This is a genomic window from Methylocystis sp. sgz306128, from assembly GCF_056032725.1.
The window spans coordinates 11,752-32,310 of sequence record NZ_JBVYWO010000004.1; the positions used below are offsets into that span (position 1 = coordinate 11,752).

A 20,559-nucleotide genomic window follows, 5' to 3' on the forward strand; every position below is an offset into this window, starting at 1 on the left:
CAGGACAAATCCGTTGCCTATATCTTCGACAGGCGACAATTCTTGCTTGATCAACTGATCATGCGTGACCAAATAAATTTATCTGAAATGAGATTATCCATAGTTCTCAGCTTTATTCTTTGGCAAAAATCAATGATGCTCATTTTTTGTAGCCTTTATCGCAATCTCAACCGGTGCGTGTGCCTTGGCCGCGTTAAGGATGGTTTGCCCTCCACTCAATAGGGTGCGAGCGCAAAAATCTTGGCGTGGGGAGTTGCCTTGACCACAACAAATTTCGGTGAAGAGAGCAGGGCCCGCTCAATTTGCGCCAGAGCGCCAGAGCGCATCAGATGTTCGGAATCAATGGTGAGTTTCTGGCTGGTTGTGATGACGATATAGCCAGCTTTCCATTTTGGATCACCGAGCCATCCGGCCAGAATATTTGCCGGATCCTGAAGGATGCGCTCCTGTTGACGGGGTCCTTCATCGGCAATGGAAACGAAGGCAAAATTCTCATAGTTCAGAAAGGCGCCGGGATAATTGCCCGTTCCCTGAATAAGCAAGGTTTCAGGCGGCGCCCGTCTGAACAACCAATCGGCAGCTTCCACTTCATCTTTTGTGAATGTGTAGCGTTGGTCCTTGCCGTTGTTTCCGAAGATAAAGGCTATCGCGATCAGAAAGCCGAAGGTTGCCAGCGCCGTTGATGTTATCCGGCTCCTGCCTTTGTCGGCGCGGGGAAAAAACAGCGTTGCCGCAAAAAAGGCGAGGAAAGGCAGTGCAAACATATATACGCGAAACAGGATTTCTCCCTCGTATCGTGTCAGGAACAATATGGCGGCGGACAGAGTAAGTATGATCGCCAGGCCGTCGCGATAGCCAAGCGCAAGCCGACGCAATCCGCCGATTATCGCGGCAATTCCGATGCTTGCGGTCGCGGCGCGCCCGATGATCGTGACAAACCGCTGTCCGGGGTTAAGGTTGGACAGACTGACCATGCTTTGTGTTGCTGCCTCAAGACCCTCGCCGAACGTGTTGATTTGCTGGCGGATTTCCGCGGTCACAAATGGTGTTGCGAAATAGAGCAGCCAAATGATTTCGGCGATGATGGCAAAAAGAACGAAGCCAAAGCTGATCTGTCCGAGAAGGGCAAGTCCGCCAAGAGCAAATATGACCGCAAATGGCGTCAACTGGTGCGTCACGACGATTGCCAGAGTGAGTGCCAGCACCGCCAGAGTGGCGAGAACACGGGTAAGGCTGTGGGGTGGGGGCGATTTGATATGCTCGCCCCGGCAGAATATCCCGGCAAGGGCGGCGCGGACGCGCATCGTGACGGACAGGTTCGAACGCTGCACATCCATGCGCGTAAGCCCTGCTGGACCGAGGCAGAGTCCAATAATGATCAGATAGAGCAGGAAACTGAAACCCTGTGGCGAAAAATAGTCTTGCCCGACCCAGTTGCCAGCGATGAAGAGCCAGATTGCAGATGAAATGACGCGCGGATCAGCGGTCAGCCGACGATAGATCGGCACCAGCGCCAAGGCGTAGAGTGTTTCAAGAACAGGCGGCGTGAATTTGACGATATGCGAAAGCTGCAGCGGATTGAGATTGAGGTAGTCCGAAATGATTGCGGCTGCCGCAAACAGACCCGGCCAATTGTGGTAGGCAGCCATGTAGGGTGCAACTGGATCGGGAGCGTGGTGCCGTTGAATGTAGTCGACGATACCGAGATGTTTCCATGCCCACGAATAACGCAATTCGTCGTAAACGAGCGCGGGGGTGCCGTGCAGCAGAAGAATGAGTGCGCATACAAGCAGCAGAGGAACGAATGTTACATCTGGTCGCAGGTGGAGACTGAACGCAAGTCCGCAGGCCAGCAATGCAATGGCCAGCCAGAATGTTGATGGCAGGGCGGAGGCCAGACCGTAATCGTCGAGGTTTTCCTGATGGATCTGCGGCAAGACTGTCCACCACAACAGCAATGCCGCGCCCAGACAGATAAGCGGCGGGAGCAATGCCAGCCGGGAATTGCGGTGTTTGGCCCGTGTGTGCGTGATCTTTGCCGGAAACGTGGGTTCGGTGCCTTGCACGGCAATTGTTGTTCCCGGCTCGGTGTTCAGATCAAAATGCAGATCCGCATAGAGCGACGGTGGTGTCTTTGCGTTTGATTGCAGAGGCGGTGCGTTGGATATTGTGCTCACGGCAGGGGATCCGCTCGATATTGGAATTCAGAACACATAGGAGATCATTTCAGCCTGATTGTCGCTCATCGGGCCTGATTTGCAAAAATGAGTGACAGCCATTTTGAGACAAACGGCGCTGAACGCTCTCTTGGTTGCGGGATTGAGCCTGCCATCCGGTTCGCTCCTGAGGGCGCCAAGTTCTTTCAGGCGCAATTGGGCAAAATAAATATAGGCCGGTGCATTAACATGAAGCAGCTGACGGAAAGTTTCGGATTGTTGTGTCTTCGGCAGGGCGCGCAAACGCAGGTAAAGCTCATCGAGAAGATCGTCGCCGGCGTCAGAGGCGTCTAACAGCAGAATCTGCTCGCGGAGAGCCCCCGGGGGCATCAGATCACGATATTTTCGCAGCAACGTGCGCGCCAGATCAGGATCAGGCTGCACAAGCCGCTTTCGGTCATCCTTCCGACCGTCGCGATAGACTGAGATCAACGCAAGAGCGGCTTGTGTGTTGCCGCCTTCCGCTTCCTTTTTCAGCATGTCGAGAGCCTTGGGCACATTGCGCGGAACGCCAAGTCCGTAGAGATAGGTGCCTGAGATGCTGACTGCGGCTTCTTCCACGCCTTTGGCTTTGGCCTTGCGCAGCATATCCATGCTATTTGCACCCTGTATCCATCGATTGTGCCGGTATTCGGCAAGGAAGTTGCCCAGCGCGAGCAAGGCATAACGATCGCCGGTGGCGGCGGCCCGCGTGTAATATTCGCCGGCCTTGTGGAGGTTTTGAGGTTCGAAACGTCCGTTTCTATAGATATCACCAAGTTTCAACATGGCGGTCACGTTGCCGGAAGCGGCAGCTTTCTGATAATTTGCGAGCGCAAGTCGGGGCTCCATTGGCCCGGCATTTCCACGCGCATACATGTCGCCGAGGGCGATGAGCGCGCTGACATTGCCCTTTTCCGCAACGGTCGCAACAATCCGCCGCCCGCCCTCGGTGTCGGCATCTGCGCCAAGACCTATCGCCTTCATTTCGCCGGCCTTTATCGCTCCCGTATCGCTGCCGGCCAAAGCGGCCATGTTGTAAAATTCGAAGGCTTTGCTGTAATCAGGATCGACGCTCACGCCGGAAAAATAGAGATCGCCCAGTCTGAGCAAGGCATCAGGATCGAGAGACGTCGGAGCAGGGGACCCGGGTGCCGAAACGTTCGGATGGAGGTCTGGCAGCTGAGCCTGCACAGGATGTGTTGTCGAGCCTAAAACGATCACGATCAGAACGGACATGACGCCCAGAAACCGGGGTCCGCGTGTTTGCCGGAACATGGATGATCGCAGAACCATGATGATTATTGCCCGCTTTGCGTTGCGGCCGCAACAAGCCCTGAAGCTTGGAGATAGTATTTGGCCGCCTGTTCTCCGCTCATCGGGACACCCTTGCCGTCGCGATACATGTCTCCGATTTTGAGGAGGGCTTCCCGGCTTCCGGCTCCGGCGGCGCGCGTGTAAGCATCAAGCGCCAATTGGGCGTCGATTTTTCCTACCGATTCATCGGTATAAAGATCCCCGACAAGAATAAGCGCGGCCACATTGCCGTTTTCCGCCAATTTTTGAGCCTGAGAGCGTCCGTCAGCAGCATTCTTGACGGTCCCCTGACCGCGCGCTGTCATTTCCGCCACATGCAGCCGACCCGCCATGCTGCCCGATTTCGCAGCCGTGCCGAAATATTCGAAGGCCTTGGCATAATCCTTTTTAACGTATTTTCCTGAATAATACAGTGTTCCTAATCGGTTGAAGGCTTCGGGCACGCGCGCAGCCGCCGCCTGCCGATAATAGATCATTGCCGATTTGAGATCAGCGGAGCGTATATTGTCGCCCAGCGCAAAGTCGCCAAGCACCACCAGCGCATCGCTTATGCCTGCATCCGCAACCTGCCGCGCGGCAGCGACGGCCGCTGCCGGATCTTTGACTGTGCCCTCGCCGCGCATCTGGAGTTCGCTCATGCGGAGCTTGGCATAAAGGTTTCCTGCCTCTGCCGAGCGGCGGTACAAATCGAAAGCCTTGGGCAAATCAGCCTTTAGTCCGCTTGTGCCGTAATAACTGAGATCCGCGAGCCGCAGCAATGCATTCGAATTACCGCGTTCCGCCATTGCCTCGAACATCTTGACGGCTGATCCGATATCCACTGGCCCGGCATCGCCGCTGACAAGCATTTCCGCCAGAGTCATGGATGCGCTGGCGTTGCCATCGGCGATCAATTGCCGAACCATGTCCCGGCCCCGTGTCACGTCCTGTCCAACGCCTTGTCCACGGGCAATCATGCCTGCCATTGCAAGCGTGCCATAGGGGTTGGCGGCTTCGGAGGCTTGCTGGTAATATTGATAGGCCGTATTGAAATCCTGCGGCACCAGCCGCCCATCGTGATAAATATCGCCTAGTCGCATCATTGCATCGGACGATCCCTCGGCAACGGCCTTTCGATATAGCTCGATTGCGCGCTCCGGCTCTGGCGCGCCGAGAATATTGCCTGCCAGAATATCGGCCAGTGCAACCATTGCGGCCGGATCATCCGTGTCGGCGATTTGTTTGATCTGAGCCACGCCCGCGTCGATGTCCTGACGCGTGCCCTGCCCATACACCGTCATGAGCCCGACGTGCAGCTTTGCCGCAACGCTTCCGGCTCCGGCAGCTCTCTGATAATAATCAAAGGCTTTCGTCAGATCTTTCGGCAGATTCTGGCCGCTGGAATACAGATCGCCCAGACGAAGAAGCGCATCCGGGTTTTCTGTTTGTGCCGCCTGCGCATAGAGTGTTCTGGCTGTTTCTGCATCGGGAGCGCCGTGTCCGGCGCTGCCCAGCAGGCGCTCCGGCGAAATAATGGCGTAGGGCGCCGTTGTGTCGGCTGCCTTTGCGGCCTTCATGTAAAATGCAATTGCGCGATTTGCATCCGCGGCATCCACATGTCCGTCGCGGATCAGATCGCCGAGTTGAACGAGCGCGTTGCTGACGGCCTGGGAGTGAAAGGCAGTCTTGTCCCTGGCTTCAATCTGTTCGGATTTTGGGGTGGATTCCACGCTTTCAACTGCCTGGCTCTGCGCCGGAATTGCGGCCAGCATCCACAGAGCTGAGAGTGCGAGGCTTGCACCCTTGTACAAGACCTCAACACGGCGCAGATACTTTCGGGCACCGCTCAGCCAGGCGGACCGGGGTGACGTTTGCGAAGTCTTCTGAATTTTTGGCATGTGAGCGCCCTCCATCAGGGCCATATCGAACGCAGACGGCGGGCAATTCTCCATCCGTTCGCAGCGAGATATTCTGTCGGCGGCGAGATTGGCAGATCCGAGGCGCCCTGCAGGATGTTCCGCAGGGCGGCGGGCTGAATGTCGCGGGACATGATCACGCGCGAGAGGGCAAAGAGATTCTCGGTTTCGTCGCTCAAGGCGTGGCGTACCCGGCAAGCCGACGTAAATTGTGCTTCCCTGACAAGTTCGCGGGTGGCACGGCTGGAATATCCGTGAGGATAAGCGAAGGAATTCACGACCTTTCCCAGCCCGTCTTCGATCGCATCTTTGCTGCCGCGGATTTCCTGCCCGGCCTTCCGGCGCGAGAGTACGTCCAACTGGGGATGGCTTATCGTATGGGCGCCGATTTCGATTCCCGCGTCGGAAATTTCGCGTAATTCCTGCCACGAAACCAGAGGCCGGTTTCCTTCTCCCAGCCGTTCAAGCCAATTGCTGGTGGAGCCGATGCGTCCGGCGACGGCATATAGCGTCGCGGTAAAGCCATAGTGAAGCAGGATCGGCATTGCGCCGGTGAGAAAATCCCGCAGGCCGTCGTCGAATGTGATGGCGACGGTGCCCGGAGGAATATGGGAACCGCTGCGAAACAGTCCGGCAAGTGTGCTGATATCTATCGGGCGACATCCGCAATCGGCCAGCACCTTCATATGCGCGTCGAATTCTCGCCGCGTCATCGCATAGTCGCGATAGTCATCTGAGAAATGATCATCGACACTGTGATAGAGCAGGATAGGCACCGGATGCGTCATGGGCTCATTCTCTGTCAGCGGCTATATGTGCGGCGCTGCTATTGGTGGGTTCTGCTCCCGTCGCCCGGCTATCGGCCGCTTTGTGCCGCGTCTCTTGCATACGGCTGCGCAGATAAGCAATCACGCCGGCCGGAATGCCGGCCCGCTCGCGCCAGATCAGCGATTTCGGGTAATCCGCAGGCAGCCGGCGGTTTTTTGGCGAGGATTTGCCGAACATATGAAACAGCCCGGCCGGAAATGCCATTGCCAGATCCAGAACCGTGCGCGGCCTGTCAACGACGAGCTTGGCGAGATAGGCGCCAAGGCCCATGCCATAGCCGAACGCCTGATTGTGAATGCCGCTCTCATCGCGCCGATGGTGATGCCAGATTATTGCTTCCGGCTGATATGCCAGCTTGTAGCTGGTCTGAATGATTTCCACGAAGGCGGCCAGATCATCTCCGCCTCTCGTAGAAGTACCAGCCCCGAGCAGGGGATCGAACCCGCCAATTGCGCGCAGCACCTGCATATTGAAAGCCATATTTGCGCCCGAACCGAATTGTCCCGCCGTGAAGGGGAAGAGGCGGCTATCCGGGCGATTTGCCTCCAGATCAAAAATCCTGCTCTTGAAACCCTTGCCAAATCCGCCGTGACGTTCAGTCCAATATTGTGGCCGCGTCTCGAGTTCTGCCGGGAGGATCAGACCTGTCACGCAGCCGATTTTCGCTCCGGATTGAAATGTCCGGACGATGGACGCAATCCACTGAGGATCGGCGATCACGTCGTCGTCTGTGAACGCGGCAATGGTTCCTGACGCTATTTCCAATCCCTTGTTATGGGCTATGCCAAGACCGGGTTTATCGTCCCGGATATATCTGATTTTGCCCGTTACGCTGTATCTGGAGCGGATCATGTCCGCGGTTTCGGACGATCCGGGTGCATTGTCGGAGACTATGATTTCGTAGTTCTGGTAATTTTGAGCCAATAGCGAATTCAGGCAGGTTGCGAGGCCGTCCGGGCGATTGTGGGTGGCAATTATCACAGAAACAAATGGTTCTGCTTCATTATGAACAGTGGCCGCGACAGGACCGGCGGCGAGGTCGTGCTGCGTCTGGCCGACGATGTCGGCGAGCAGGTCGCTGTCCAGTACAGCACCCTGAAACGGAAATTCCACCAGCTTGACCGGAATACCGGCTCGCCGTACCAGACAAAAGACGCCGCCATAGGTAATGCCGCGTCCGGAATCCGACATCGCTATCCGCGGCATGGGAGCACCGAGTTCCACGTCGATGATTTTTTTGGGCAGATAGATGGGATTTGCGCTGCCGGTCATTTGAGTGCCCGCCATTTTTGTGCGGACAAAGCTCCAGGTCGTGTAGCCCAGCCCCATGATGATACTGAATGCACGGGCCAGACCGGCGGGATCGAGCCTCAAAAACGCATCGCCAATGCCGCGCAGAATGCCAAGAGGCAATGTTTTGAATATATAACTGCGTTCGCTCGCAAGGCCGTCATGGGTGCCGACGCTCCGGACCATAAGGGCCTTGGAATGTCCTTCCGCAAGGCATCGTCTGCGAAAATAAGACCAGCGCACTCTTTCGTCGGAAATCTGATGCAAGACCCGGCAATCGGGATCGTAGAGAATAATGGCGTCTGGTCGTGCCTGTATGGCGCGGATGCAGAACTCGGTCTCCTCGCATCCTGCCGCATCGGCTCCGCGACGACCCATGGCCTCGCCAAATCCGCCGACCTGATCGAAAAGCGACCGGCGAAACGACATATTGCAACCGATGACGTTTCGCACCTGCGCCAGACTTTGGGGGAGCCCCTTGTAGGAACAGCCCACGACCCAGAGAAATTCATCCGGAAACCAGCTTGGGCCGGCATTGCCCGGCCATTTAGGCACGACGCCGCCACCTATGCCGATGACTGCGGCGTCGTCATAGTGCCGAAGCATCGTCTCCAGCCATTTTTTATCGGCAAGCGCATCGTCATCAAGAAAGGCGACGATATTGCCGCGAGAGGCCATGACCCCGGTGTTGCGCGCTCCCGACAGACCCTGCGCACCGGAATTGGCGAGCGCCTTGACTTCGGGAAGGGCCGCCTTCACGTGTTGCAGCAGGTCGGCATTATGATCGATAACAACAACAACCTCCAGCGGCGCCACTGATTGGTCGAGTGCGGAGCGGACAGCCTGCTGCAGTTGCTCAGTCCGTTCAGTGGAATAGGCGCAGATAACAACAGAAATTGTCTTTGACGCAGTCATGGTTGCTGGACCTGCTGTCTGACGGAAACAAACCGGCCGATCCGGTCAGTAGGGCGAAGCCGCCTGCGACTGCGAAAGACCAAGCTTCACGATTGTCTTCAGAACGCGCCAGCCATCGGGAACGGTGCGAAGATTGCTCGTGCCGTTGATGCGCAGATATTCCTTGCTGCCGACTTCCTCGACTTTAAGCCTGCTCATAAGAGCCTGAATATTCATCGCGGTTTCGATCTCAAACCCATCTGCGTCATCCAGATTGAGAAAAGGCAGCACATCTCGCCAGAAGGCATTATAGCCGTAGCAAAGGTCGGTATAATTGCCGCCAAAGCGCAGGCGGACAAGCTGGAGCAAACCCCAGTTCCCAAATTTGCGGTACCATTCCATGTCATATGTGTCGCCGCCCTTCGTAAAGCGCGTTCCTTTGGCAAAGTCCGCGCCTGAGAGAAGTGCGGCGACAAATGCCGGAATTTCGTTCGGATCGGCCGAGCCGTCCGCATCAAGCGTAATGATAATGTCGCCGGTTGCCGCCGCGAAGCCGCAACGCAAGGCGGCGCCTTTCCCGGCGCGGTCCTGCTTTACGACTTTGATATTGGGAATAAGCTGTCTTGCGACGGCGATTGTGTCATCGGTGGAATCTCCGTCGACGAGAATGATTTCATCGATCCACTCCGGTATGCGGGGCAAAACGTAGGGAAGATTCAGCGCTTCGTTTTTCGCCGGTACAACAACGCTTATCGACGATTTGTCGCGGCTTCCAACATATATGGGTTTGTTGGTTTCTGAAAAAATTTTATCGGTGTGGATTTCCGTCCTGAAATGATTCATGGAAACCTCCATATTTGAATTTTCTATTTAATTTGATCGGATAATTATTCATTTTATTTATGTAAAATTCCAAAAATAGAAAATTAATTTCTCTATACTTGAATCATAAAGAAAATATATTTGTCTCAAAAATTATTTACAAAATTAATGAAATTTTAAGAAATGTCTATATAATTTTCGCCTCCGCGATTCGGGTTTTGATATTTGTCAAATCGCTGGTTTTGTTAACCCTAAGCTCCGATTCTGGGGCGTTTTCCCTTTCGTGGCCGCTCCTGGCCTGATCCGTGGAACGGTGGTTTTTCGGCGCCGGATGCATCAATCCGTCCTTTGCGTTTGATATCGCATAGACTTCTTTCATTAAAGCATGGGTTCGCGAATTCCTGATCCGCGCGAATTCTTGATGAAAATCAAAGACAGCGGCTTATTTGCCTGCTTACTTAAAAATATCAAATCTGATTTTTGATTATTAAAATTGCTAGACATACAATTTCTTTGCTGCTGCATTTGTCGTCAGCTTGGCCGAGGGATTCGTGGTCGGCTTCGGACTACGTTTGTTTGGCGTGTCAGCGGAGCATCTGAATCGGCGCGGACTGAACCGAATTGAACCCTGTTGTTTGTAGCGAGAAGCTCTGCCGGAACGCCAGTTCAGATTTTTGCTTGAGTTCGACAGCCGCAAAGCGGGACTATGCAAGATTTCGTCGGGTTCATTCGTGGTTTGGAATGATGAGGTTTGGGGATGAAAATTTTGCCGGTGATCATGTGTGGAGGAACTGGCACGAGAGTCTGGCCGGAGTCCCGACAAAGTCTGCCGAAGCAGTTTATCCCCCTTATTGGCTCCCTCTCTACATTTCAATCGATCATCAGGACTGTCGGCGATCGGGAAGTGTTCGACGAGCCGGTCGTTATCACCAATTCGGCTTATGGCTTTCAGGTGGCTGAACAACTGGCGGAAATCAGCGCGACTGCACGCATAATTCTGGAGCCCTGTGCGCGCGACAGTGGCCCTGCCGTCGCCACGGCGGCCGTGCTTGCTGAGCAATATGGCGCTGATAAGATCGTCGCGGTGCTTGCGGCCGATCATGTTTTTCAAAAGCCTGCTTTTTTCGCGCAATTATGTCTGCAGGCAGCGTTGACTGCGCAAGATGGCTATATCGTCACTTTCGGCATTCGGCCTGATCATGCCGCCACCGGCTATGGATATATAAGAACCGGAGAGGCTTTGAACTTTACCGGCGATGTGCGAAAGATCGACGCCTTTGTCGAAAAGCCAGATTCAGCTACTGCACAAAAATTTGTAGATGACGGCTATTTATGGAATTCGGGCAATTTCGTCTTTCGGGCCGACGTCATGCTCCATGAAATGCATGAGTTTGAACCCGCAATGGCGGAAGCGGCGAGAGTTTCGGTCGCCAGAATGAAGCCGGATCTGGATTTTTTCCGCCTCGATGAGGAAGGCTTCAGCAAGGCGCCGCGCAAGTCGATTGACTACGCCATCATGGAGCGGACGTCCAAGGCCGCAGTCATCGAAGCCGATGTTGGCTGGTCCGACGTGGGCCTATGGGAGACGATCTGGCGCCTTTCAGGCAAGGACGCTGAAGGCAATTGTCTGCAGGGGCAGGCGGTTGCCGTGAATTCGCGAAATGTTCTGGTGCGTTCGCCTGAAAGGTTGACGGCGGTGGTCGGCGTGGAAGATCTGATCGTCATAACCACGTCCGATGCTGTTTTGGTTGTAGATGCGCATCAAACGGATCGCGTCAAAGAACTGGTTCAGATACTGAAGACGCAGAATTTTCAGCAGGCGACGGATCACGAGCGATCCTACCGTCCGTGGGGATATTACCGCAGTGTCGACAGGGGCTCTCGCTATCAGGTGAAGCGCATCGTTGTGCGGCCCGGGGGGCGTTTGTCGCTGCAGATGCACCATCACCGTTCGGAGCACTGGATTGTCGTGTGCGGCACAGCCGAAGTCACGCGCGATAATGAAATTGTCCTCATTCACGAAAATGAGTCCATCTATATCCCGATCGGCGCGCGGCATCGCCTCGCCAATCCCGGAAAGATCGATCTGGAACTCATCGAGGTACAGACCGGCTCCTATCTGGGCGAGGACGACATCATTCGCCTTGAGGATGTCTATAACCGGCACTGATTTTCCGTCAGCAACAGAGGTGTTCGTCATGCTGCCCAAACCTCTGTCCCGCATTGAACCCAACACGCTTTTGTACGAGACGCGGCCTCTCATCAAACCAACCGGATTTCGGGAATATGATGCGCGCTGGCTTTTCGGCTCCGAGCTTAATCTGTTGGGTGCACAGGCGCTGGGTCTGGGGCTGGGTACGCTTTTGCGCCAGATGGGCATCCGCCCCGAGATTGTCACAGGCCATGATTACCGGGCTTATTCGCTTTCGATCAAACAGGCCCTTGTCTGCGGCCTGATGGCTGCGGGATTCAAGGTGCATGATATTGGCCTGGCGCTCTCGCCGATGGCCTATTTCGCGCAGTTTGAACTCGATGTTCCGGCAGTGGCGATGGTGACGGCTTCGCATAATGACAATGGCTGGACCGGCATCAAGATGGGCGCAGAGCGTCCCGTGACATTCGGGCCGGAAGAGATGACCAGATTGAAGAATTTGGTGCTGAATGGCGATTATTTGGAAGCGCCCGGCGGCGCCTATCATTATGTCGGCGGCTTCGCAGAGCGCTATTTGCAGGACCTTGCGGACCGGCCCAGATTGAAACGTCGCCTCAAGGTGGTCGCGGCCTGCGGCAACGGAACAGCAGGCGCATTCGCACCACAGGTGCTTGAACGCATCGGTTGCGAGGTGGTGCCGCTTGATACTGAGCTTGACCATAGCTTTCCCCGTTACAACCCCAATCCCGAAGATCTTATGATGCTGCACGCCATGGCCGATAAAGTGCGGGAAGCGGGCGCGGATATTGGACTGGGCTTTGACGGTGACGGGGACCGCTGCGGTGTGGTGGACAATTTCGGCGCCGAGATATTTGCCGATAAGATCGGCGTTTTGCTGGCCCGCGATCTGGCCGCATTGCATCCCGGTGCGCGTTTTGTCGTCGACGTAAAGTCAACGGGGCTGTTTGCCGATGATCCGGCGCTGATGGCTCTTGGCGCGACAACCGATTATTGGAAAACCGGACATTCCTACATCAAGAGGCGCGTGACCGAGCTTGGCGCTTTGGCAGGTTTTGAAAAATCGGGACATTTCTTTTTTAACGCTCCGGTGGGGCGGGGCTATGATGACGCCTTGCTCACGGCGCTCCAGATCTGCGACATGCTGGATCGCAATCCGGACAAGACCATGTCAGATCTTTACAATGATCTGCCCACAACATGGAGTTCGCCAACCATGTCGCCTGCTTGTCCTGACGAGGTCAAATATGGCGTGGTGGATCGCGTGACGTCTGAGATCCGCCTGAAGGCGGCAAGGGGAGAGACAATGCTCGGGCAGAGGATTATCGCGCTGAACGAGGTGAACGGCGTCCGCGTCACGTGCGAGGACGGAACATGGGGCTTGGTGCGCGCGTCTTCCAACAAACCGGAATTGGTGGTTGTGGTGGAAAGCCCGGCTTCCGAGGTGCAAATGCGGGCGATGTTCAAGGAAATCGACGCAATATTGCGCAAAAATCCCGAAGTGGGTGCTTATAACCAATCGATGTAGCCGGCATTACTGGACCTTGGCCAGCATACTCCTGAACCGCATCACGGCGCTTGCGAGAAACAGCAGGCCGAGGCCGCTCATGATCAGCATGTCGCGCCAGACGATCGAAAGACCTGCGCCGCGATACAAAATGGCTTGGGCAAACCTGACAAAATAAATCGAGGGCGAGGCGTGCATGGCGGTTTGCAGCCAATGCGGCATGCTCTCGAGCGGGGTCATCGTGCCGGACAGCAGCATCATGGTGATAAAGACCGGAATGGCCAGCAAGGCAAATTGCGGCATCGACGATGCAATCGTTGCCAGCAATATGCCCAGCGATGTTGTGGCAAAGAGATAGATTGTCACGCCGAAGAGGAAGAGCGGTGTCGATCCTGCAACCGAGATGCCGAGAAAAAGCCGCAACACCAGTTCAAGCGAGGCGAAGACGGCAACGAGAATGACCAGCCCGTTCGCCCAGATCTTGCCCAGTGCAACCTCAGCCGGCGAAACCGGCATGACAAGCAGATGCTCCAGAGTGCCATGTTCGCGCTCGCGCATCACGGCTGCGCCAACCAGCAGAATAGACAGAATCGTGACTGAATTGATCAGTTGCATGACGCCGTTAAAGCGCACGCCATCCAGATTTGGGTTGAAATAGAAGCGCAGGGCGCTGCTGATGGGCAGGAAGTTGTCGGCCGTCGACCGTCCAAGAAATCTGGCGGTCTCATCAAGCAGAATTTGCTGGAGATAGGCCACGCCATTGCCGGCTTGCGCGATTGCGGTGGCATCTACCCTGATGGAAATGCCGGGTTGGCGGCCTGCAAGAACATCGGCTTCAAAATGCGGCGGAAATTCAATGACGAACGTATAATGGCCAGCATCGATTTCGCGGTCGATCTGGGTTGCGGCAATTTCGACGGGAGGCTGAAAATATTTGCGCGGAATGGCGTCGGATATGCGCTGGCTCAGCTGCGAATGATCCATATCGACAATGGCAAGCGTCGCGTTGGATACTTCGAGCTTGACGCCGCGCGCCACCATGACGACTGCGCCGGACAGCGCATAGACAATCAGCGCCAGCATCACATAGTCATAGCGTAGGCTGGCGAATTCCTTCAGCCCGAGAAAGAAGGTGTTTTTCAGGAACCGCATCATGGTCAGGCCTCCTGCTTGGACAGAAAGAGGCCGGCTGACGCCAGAAACAACAGGCCGAAACCCGCGAGCACCGCGTAGGTGGTCAGAAAATCGGAAAAGCCCAGACCTTTGGCAAACGAACCGAGAGAGATGGTCTGAAACCAGCTTGCCGGAAACCCATAGCCTACAATCTTGCCGGGTCCCTCGATCGAGGCAACCGGATACATCAGTCCCGAGAAATTGACGGAAGGGATGACGCTGATAATTGCGGTGGCGAAAGTCGCGGCAACCTGAGTCGAGACGATGGTCGAGACGAGCAGGCCGAATGCCGTGCAGGCAAAGACATAAATCATCGCGCCGAAGGCAAATGCGGCAACCGAGCCATTGAAACTCACATTGAAAATGAAGACAGCCGTTGCCGCAAGCATGGCAATATTGACGGCGCCGATGGCGATATAGGCGAGTTGCTTGCCGATAAGAAATTCCAGCACGCTGGCGGGCGAGGCCTGCCAGTTGGCGATAGAGCCGATTTCGCGCTCGCGCACGACGCCCAGCGCCGTCATCATCGCCGGGATGAGCAGCAGAACAAGCATGATGACGCCGGGGGTGATGGCGTTCACCGACCTGAAGGCCTGATTATAGAGATAGCGCGGACGGATATCTATCGGGAGCATAAGGCCAGATGCACCTGCGGAAGCTTCGCGTGCCATCTCATCGGCATAATTGGCCAGAAGACCAGAGACATAAGAGCGCACCGTTTCAGCTCTGAACGTGTTGGCTCCGTCGATCCAGATGCTGACCTCCGGCTTGCGGCCCTCGAGCAGATCGCGGCCAAAGCCGGGCGGAATGCCGATAACGAGACGCAGTTCGCCGCTGGCCAGCCTGCGGTCGACCTCGGCCTCGGATGACGCCGGCGGCCGCGCTTCAAAATATCGCGATCCCTCGAAGCTGCGCAGCAGCGCCTGACTTTCCGGGGAGCGATCCCGGTCAAAGACAGAATAGGTCAGCCCTTCAACATCGAATGAAATGCCGAACGAGAAGATGCAGAGCAGCAGAATTGGAATCGCGAGCGCAAAGACGATGCGAACGCGATCACGCAGCAATTCGAGCATTTCGCGGCGGGCGAAAGCCCACAGCCGTTTCAAGCGCAGTCGTTCCTGTGAAGGCCGGTTTATGGGCGGGTCGGCGCGCCTCTCGAACGCGCCTTCAGGCACGGACGCTGGCGCATCGGCTGCAGATTCTTCGGAGAGGTAAGCGATGAATGCGTCTTCCAGCGAAGCCGCCTGCCTGGCTGCGACCAGCTCGGCGGGCTTACCCATGGCCAGCACCCGGCCCTGATGCATGAGCGATATACGGTCGCAGCGCTCAGCCTCATTCATGAAATGCGTCGAGACGAATATGGTCACGCCCTGATCGCGGGATAATTCGACGAGATGGTGCCAGAACAGATCGCGCGCCGCCGGATCGACGCCGGATGTGGGCTCATCCAGAATGAGCATTTGCGGACGGTGCAGGCATGCAGCGGCAAGTTGCAGACGCTGGCGCATGCCGAGCGGGAGTCTGGCGGGCAGCTCGTCCGCAGCCTCGACCAGCCGGAATTGCGCCAGACTTTCGTTCACCCGCTGATCGGCTTCTGGCGCGGCTATCCGATAGAGCCGCGCATGGAATTCGAGATTGCCGCGCACAGTCAGCTCCTCGTATAGGGAGAAGCCCTGGCTCATGTAGCCGACGCGCATGCGCGATTCCAGCGTCGCGTCTTCCACCTGTTCGCCGAAAAGCTCGACACGTCCGGCTGTTTTTGTGAGCAGGCCGGTCAGCATTTTCATGGTCGTGGTTTTGCCGCAGCCGTTGGAGCCGAGAAAGCCGAAAATTTCGCCGCTTTCGATGCTCAGGCTGACATTATCTACCGCAGTGAAATCGCCAAACCGCCGGGTCAGGCCCTCGGCCATTATGGCCGGTGGTCCGTCATGGCTTGCGCGCGGCCTGATAGTGAAGACAGCGCCATTTTCGCGTGCGCCCTGCAGTTTTTGATAGGCGGCCTCAAGCGAAGGCGCACCGGCTTGTATGAGTATATCAGCAGTCAGGCCTGCCGCGATCACGCGGCCCTTGTCAATGGCAAGGACGCGGGTGAAGCGCTCCGCTTCTTCCATATAGGCGGTGGCCACGATCACGGTCATGCTGGGGTGGTCATTGCGTATGCGCTCGATCAGCGACCAGAATTGACGCCGGGACAGCGGGTCGACGCCGGTCGTGGGTTCATCGAGGATAAGCAGATCGGGATCGTGCACGAGCGCACAGCAAAGCGAGAGCTTTTGCTTCATTCCGCCCGACAATTTTCCCGCTGGCCGGCCGGGAAACGGGTCAAGACCAGTCGCGGCCAGCAGACGGGTAATGCGCTCCCCGCGCTCCTGCGCGCCAAGGCCGAACAGGCGGGCGTGAAAGTCGATGTTTTCGGCGACGCTGAGCGTTGGATAGAGATTGCGCCCCAGACCTTGCGGCATATAGGCGATGCGCGCTGCAACAAGGTTGCGATGCGCCGGATCGGCCATTGAACCGCCGAGCACCTCGATTTTCCCGTGCTGCAGGCGGCGGACACCGGCAATCAGCCCGAGAAGAACAGACTTGCCGACTCCGTCCGGTCCGATAATGGCGGTGTCGCTGCCCGCAGGGAAAAGTACAGAGACATGATCTGCCGCCAAAATCTTGCGGTAGCGGTGCGAAACCGCGTCAATGCGGACCGCGATCTCAGGATCGGGCATCGGGCAGTCTCGGCTTAAGCCAGTCTGGCCACGCGCCTGAAGGGCCGAGGCGCACATAGGCGTTGCCCGTCAGCCCGGCCTTCACATAATCGCGGTAATGCTGGAGCAGGTCGGCGGCAATGCTGACTTTGACGCGATACATCAGCTTCTGGCGCTCATCCGCTGTTTCGACGGTTTTTGGCGTGAATTGCGCCTCGGCCGCGACGAACGACACGCTCGCCGGGACAACATAATCAGGCGCGGCATCGAGAACCAGCCGTGCCTCACCGCCCAGCTTTACCTGTCCCACAGCGGATGTGGGCAGGAAGATGGTCATGTAGACATCGGTCAGATCGAGCAGGGTGACAACCTTACCGCCCGAGGCGATGACCTCGCCGGGCTCCACCAGCCGATATTCCACCCGCCCGGCGACGGGTGCCCTGAGGGTCATGTCCGCAAGCCGGGCCTCGATCTGCGCCGCATTGGCCTGCGCCATTTTCTGCGCGGCTTCAGAATCGCCGATGGCGGCTTTGGCGGCTTCGACCGCGGCTTCAGCGACATTGCGTGCAGCAAGCCTCTGATCGGCTTCGGCCTGCGACGCAATATCTCGCTGGCGCAGATCGGTTGAACGCTTCAGCTGGACTTCCGCCAGCACCAGTTCGGCCTGCCGGATGGCAGCCGCCGCGCGGGCCTGCGCCACGCCCTGAACCGAACGCTCGATCGCCGCCTTCGCGGATGCAAGTTCAGCGCGGATCTCGCTTTCGTCCATAGTTGCTATGATCTGTCCGGCCTCGACCATGTCGCCTTCGCGCACCGTTATTCCCGAAATGCGTCCCGGCGTTTTTGCAGATACGTCGACGCGCTGCACCTCGATGCGGCCATTGGCCTGAATGATATTCGTCGGCAGACGTCGCTGGCCTATAAGATTGACGTAAACGGCATAGCCCAGCCCGGTGACAGCGAGCAGAAGCGCCGCGGCGATAACGAGAGTAAAGACCTTCGATTTCATGGGTCGTCAAACTAGGGCTGAACGCGGCGGCGTGGTATGACCTGTATCAAGTGCGGCGAGCTGCTCAGACGCGCCCGGCACCATATTTGCCCGGAAGGTTGGCTGAAAATTCGATGCCGGTCAATTGGCGGCCCGCCGCCCGCATTATGAGATCCCGTTGACAGCGCAAAGCTGCTTCATGCGCGCACCCGCCATGTCCGGGTCTGCCAGCAGTTCTGCCTCATGGGCCAGACGAAAGACGTCGGCATAATGCAGGATCGCGCGTGCTGATTGCATACCGGCGACCATGGCAAAATGGTCCTGAAATCCGTTCAGCCAGGCCAGAAAGACGACTCCGGCCTTGTAATATTGGGTTGGCGCTTCAAAAATCTTGCGCGACAGCGGCACCGTGGGCGCGAGAATGGCCTCATAGCCCGCGCGGTCTCCCGCAGCCAGCCGGGCAAGGGCCGCTGCTGCAGCCGGGGCGATCGGGTCGAATATGCCCAGCAGCCCGTGCGAATGGCCCTGATCGTCTCCGGCAATCAGTTCGGCATAGTTGAAATCGTCCCCCGTATACATTTTTACCCCGGCGGGCAGACGGCGACGCATGTCGATTTCATAGCGCGCTTCCAGCAGCGAGATCTTGATGCCGTCGATTTTGTTCTGGTGCGCGTTGATGATGGCAAGGCAGCTTTTCATTGCGGCGGGCACATCCTGCGCACCCCAATATCCCCGGAGCGCAGGGTCGAACATATCGCCGAGCCAGTGCAGAATGACCTTGTTCCGGCAGCCGGACAAAACACGGTCATAGACCTTGAAATAATCGTCCGGGGATTTGGCGAGAGCTGCCAGCGCGCGGCTGGCCATGAGAATAATCCGTCCGCCCTGTGCCTCGATGAATTCCACCTGCGTTTCATATGCGCGCACGATGTCGTCAAGGGTTTTTGCTTCGCCGGGGGCGAGATGATCCGTACCTGCGCCGCTGGCCAGATCCGCACCCTTGACCATGCGTGCGTCAGCCAGTGTGCGGCGGATAAGCTCCTGTGCATTGCTCCAGTCGAAGCCCATGCCGCGCTGCGATGTGTCCATGGCCTCGGCAATTTTGAAACCAAGCCGCCAGAGATGATGGCGGAAGGCGAGAGTCCTGTCCCAGTCGACTTTGGGCTTGCCCCAAGGATCGGCATTGCGGGGATCGGCCACGACATGGGCTGCCGCATAGACCTCGCGGGTGAAGGCTCCGGTTGCGTTCAGAGGGTAGGGGGACGCGCGGTTGGCGATATAGCTTTCCAATGTTCCGTCAGCACGGGGAAGGGTGATCTGCGCCATGAATGCCTCTGTGCGGTTGCGGGTCTTCGATATCTTGTCAGGCATATTACTAGATCGATCTATCAAAGCTGGCAAGCGGGAATCTGCAGCGTATGGCTGCGGCATCATGTCCATTGAATTGAAAAATGCAGCGTATCAGATAAAGTTGTTTTTTATCAATTATTTAGTCTGAATTACCCGGTGCCGCAACTATTTTGCCTGCTCCGGACCGAATGAAATTAGCCGGGTTTGCGCTTGACGCTCGCTGATATCCGGTTTACTAGATCGATCAAGTTAATTCCATATCCTCGCTGGATCGCCATGCTGCAGGTCAAGGACAAGAAAAACGTCACCATCGTTGATATTGCTCAAGCGGCCGGCGTGTCGCGGGCTGCTGTGTCGCTGGTGTTGCGGGACAAGCCCGGCGTTGGGGTGCAGACCCGGGTGCGTATTCAGCAGGCCATGCGTGAGCTTGGTTATGTCTATAACCGTGGCGCTGCAAATCTGCGCCAGTCGCGGTCCAGCGTTGTGGGCATGATCATCAATGATCTGACCAACCCGTTTTTCGCCCAGCTTGCGGTCGGCATTGATCGCGCTCTGCAGATTTCGGGCTACATGCCGTTCATGGCCAATACAGCCGAGAATGTCGTGCGCCAGCGGGATCTGATCCGTTCCATGCGCGAACATGGCGCTGTCGGGTTGATTATCTGTCCGGCGCTCGACACTGACCCAGACGAATTGGCGGAACTGGCGCGCGATTTTCCGCTGGTGCTGGCGGTGCGCCGCATTGCCGGCTCACGGCTGGCGACAGCCGCTTCCGAGAATGAGCGCGGCGCGCATGCAGCGACGCGGCATCTTTTGTCGCTTGGCCACAGGCGCGTTGCCTTTCTTGGCGGGCGGCCAACGACCATCATCCGTCAGGAGCGCGTTGCCGGATATCGCGCGGCGCTGGACGCGCAGGGGATAGCCTATGATCCTGCTCTGGTGATTGAAAGCATGCCAACGCGCCTCGGCGGCGTCGATGCCATGACGTCGGCCCTTGCGATAGCCGACAGGCCGACTGCCGCGCTGTGCTTCAATGATGTGGTGGCAATGGGCGCGATGATTGCTGCCGGTCGTCATGGTCTGACGGTGGGCAGGGATATGGCGCTGGTCGGATTTGACGACATTGCCGAGGCCTCGCTGGTCAGCCCGACGCTGACGACTGTTGCCGTTAATCCTGAAGTTCTGGGCGAGAATGCGGCCCGACTTTTGCTCAATCAGATCCGTTCAGGCGTTGGTTCGGCGGAAAATTATGTCGGCGACGCACGGCTTGTCGTGCGCGAGTCCTCCGGCGCACCGAGGTTGGAGGCGCGGTCATGAGCGATATGCGCGCCCACTGGGCGGCGATGGTTTTCTCTCGTCTGCATCTTGGCAGGTTATTGTTCCGCCCGGCTGGTTCTGGCCGGGTCAAATCCATGAAAGCGGGGTTTTAAG

The 20,559-nt window shown here is 56.9% G+C and carries 13 protein-coding genes; 3 read left to right on the forward strand and 10 right to left on the reverse strand.

Going from position 1 to position 20,559, the window contains the following annotated elements:
* Positions 1-215: 215 nt before the first annotated feature.
* Genes AC0N03_RS07895 through AC0N03_RS07920 form a run of 6 tightly spaced genes read right to left on the reverse strand, consistent with a single transcriptional unit; the run spans position 216 to position 9,262 of the window.
* Positions 216-2,177 (reverse strand): hypothetical protein, encoded by a 1,962-nt coding sequence (locus AC0N03_RS07895; protein WP_474288119.1) that lies wholly within the window; start codon positions 2,175-2,177, stop codon positions 216-218.
* A gap of 27 nt (positions 2,178-2,204) precedes the next feature.
* Positions 2,205-3,491: a tetratricopeptide repeat protein gene (locus AC0N03_RS07900; protein ID WP_474288120.1), complete on the reverse strand. Its 1,287-nt coding sequence runs from the start codon at positions 3,489-3,491 to the stop codon at positions 2,205-2,207.
* A gap of 5 nt (positions 3,492-3,496) precedes the next feature.
* The gene (locus AC0N03_RS07905) at positions 3,497-5,389 is read right to left on the reverse strand and encodes a tetratricopeptide repeat protein (protein WP_474288121.1); all 1,893 of its coding nucleotides are present in this window, start codon (positions 5,387-5,389) and stop codon (positions 3,497-3,499) included.
* 14 nt (positions 5,390-5,403) lie between these two features.
* Positions 5,404-6,195, reverse strand: a complete 792-nt coding sequence (locus AC0N03_RS07910; RefSeq protein ID WP_474288122.1) for a polysaccharide deacetylase family protein — start codon at positions 6,193-6,195, stop codon at positions 5,404-5,406.
* A gap of 4 nt (positions 6,196-6,199) precedes the next feature.
* Positions 6,200-8,440, reverse strand: coding sequence for a glycosyltransferase (locus AC0N03_RS07915; protein WP_474288123.1), 2,241 nt, complete (start codon positions 8,438-8,440; stop codon positions 6,200-6,202).
* 45 nt (positions 8,441-8,485) lie between these two features.
* Positions 8,486-9,262, reverse strand: a complete 777-nt coding sequence (locus tag AC0N03_RS07920; protein ID WP_474288124.1) for a glycosyltransferase family 2 protein — start codon at positions 9,260-9,262, stop codon at positions 8,486-8,488.
* Between the two features lie 736 nt (positions 9,263-9,998).
* On the opposite strand from AC0N03_RS07920, the gene AC0N03_RS07925 reads away from it, so the two are divergent.
* Positions 9,999-11,411, forward strand: a complete 1,413-nt coding sequence (locus tag AC0N03_RS07925) for a mannose-1-phosphate guanylyltransferase/mannose-6-phosphate isomerase (RefSeq protein ID WP_474288125.1) — start codon at positions 9,999-10,001, stop codon at positions 11,409-11,411.
* Between the two features lie 28 nt (positions 11,412-11,439).
* Entirely contained in the window at positions 11,440-12,939 is a 1,500-nt protein-coding gene (locus AC0N03_RS07930) for a phosphomannomutase/phosphoglucomutase (RefSeq protein ID WP_474288126.1), read from the forward strand.
* Positions 12,940-12,945: 6 nt separating this feature from the next.
* Here the strand turns inward: AC0N03_RS07930 and AC0N03_RS07935 are convergent, their stop codons facing one another.
* The 4 genes from AC0N03_RS07935 to AC0N03_RS07950 all read right to left on the reverse strand — a co-directional run bounded on the left by AC0N03_RS07935 (position 12,946) and on the right by AC0N03_RS07950 (position 19,104).
* Positions 12,946-14,073, reverse strand: coding sequence for an ABC transporter permease (locus AC0N03_RS07935; RefSeq protein ID WP_474288127.1), 1,128 nt, complete (start codon positions 14,071-14,073; stop codon positions 12,946-12,948).
* A gap of 2 nt (positions 14,074-14,075) precedes the next feature.
* Positions 14,076-16,811, reverse strand: coding sequence for a ribosome-associated ATPase/putative transporter RbbA (gene rbbA / locus AC0N03_RS07940; protein ID WP_474288128.1), 2,736 nt, complete (start codon positions 16,809-16,811; stop codon positions 14,076-14,078).
* Complete coding sequence (locus AC0N03_RS07945) at positions 16,798-17,799, reverse strand: HlyD family secretion protein (protein ID WP_474288129.1); 1,002 nt, start codon at positions 17,797-17,799, stop codon at positions 16,798-16,800. The genes rbbA and AC0N03_RS07945 overlap by 14 nt, the downstream gene beginning before the upstream one ends.
* Positions 17,800-17,943: 144 nt before the next feature.
* A complete protein-coding gene (locus AC0N03_RS07950) occupies positions 17,944-19,104 on the reverse strand; it encodes a dihydrodipicolinate synthase family protein (RefSeq protein WP_474288130.1) in 1,161 nt (386 codons plus the stop codon).
* Between the two features lie 300 nt (positions 19,105-19,404).
* On the opposite strand from AC0N03_RS07950, the gene AC0N03_RS07955 reads away from it, so the two are divergent.
* Positions 19,405-20,445 (forward strand): LacI family DNA-binding transcriptional regulator, encoded by a 1,041-nt coding sequence (locus AC0N03_RS07955; RefSeq protein ID WP_474288131.1) that lies wholly within the window; start codon positions 19,405-19,407, stop codon positions 20,443-20,445.
* Positions 20,446-20,559 lie beyond the last annotated feature (114 nt).

Coding starts and splice junctions, on each gene's coding strand:
- AC0N03_RS07900 (WP_474288120.1), bottom strand. CDS start 3,491: ATGGTTCTGCGATCATCCATGTTCCGGCAAACACGCGGACCCCGGTTT.
- AC0N03_RS07905 (WP_474288121.1), bottom strand. CDS start 5,389: ATGCCAAAAATTCAGAAGACTTCGCAAACGTCACCCCGGTCCGCCTGG.
- AC0N03_RS07910 (WP_474288122.1), bottom strand. CDS start 6,195: ATGACGCATCCGGTGCCTATCCTGCTCTATCACAGTGTCGATGATCAT.
- AC0N03_RS07915 (WP_474288123.1), bottom strand. CDS start 8,440: ATGACTGCGTCAAAGACAATTTCTGTTGTTATCTGCGCCTATTCCACT.
- AC0N03_RS07920 (WP_474288124.1), bottom strand. CDS start 9,262: ATGAATCATTTCAGGACGGAAATCCACACCGATAAAATTTTTTCAGAA.
- AC0N03_RS07925 (WP_474288125.1), top strand. CDS start 9,999: ATGAAAATTTTGCCGGTGATCATGTGTGGAGGAACTGGCACGAGAGTC.
- AC0N03_RS07930 (WP_474288126.1), top strand. CDS start 11,440: ATGCTGCCCAAACCTCTGTCCCGCATTGAACCCAACACGCTTTTGTAC.
- AC0N03_RS07935 (WP_474288127.1), bottom strand. CDS start 14,073: ATGATGCGGTTCCTGAAAAACACCTTCTTTCTCGGGCTGAAGGAATTC.
- rbbA (WP_474288128.1), bottom strand. CDS start 16,811: ATGCCCGATCCTGAGATCGCGGTCCGCATTGACGCGGTTTCGCACCGC.
- AC0N03_RS07945 (WP_474288129.1), bottom strand. CDS start 17,799: ATGAAATCGAAGGTCTTTACTCTCGTTATCGCCGCGGCGCTTCTGCTC.
- AC0N03_RS07950 (WP_474288130.1), bottom strand. CDS start 19,104: ATGGCGCAGATCACCCTTCCCCGTGCTGACGGAACATTGGAAAGCTAT.
- AC0N03_RS07955 (WP_474288131.1), top strand. CDS start 19,405: ATGCTGCAGGTCAAGGACAAGAAAAACGTCACCATCGTTGATATTGCT.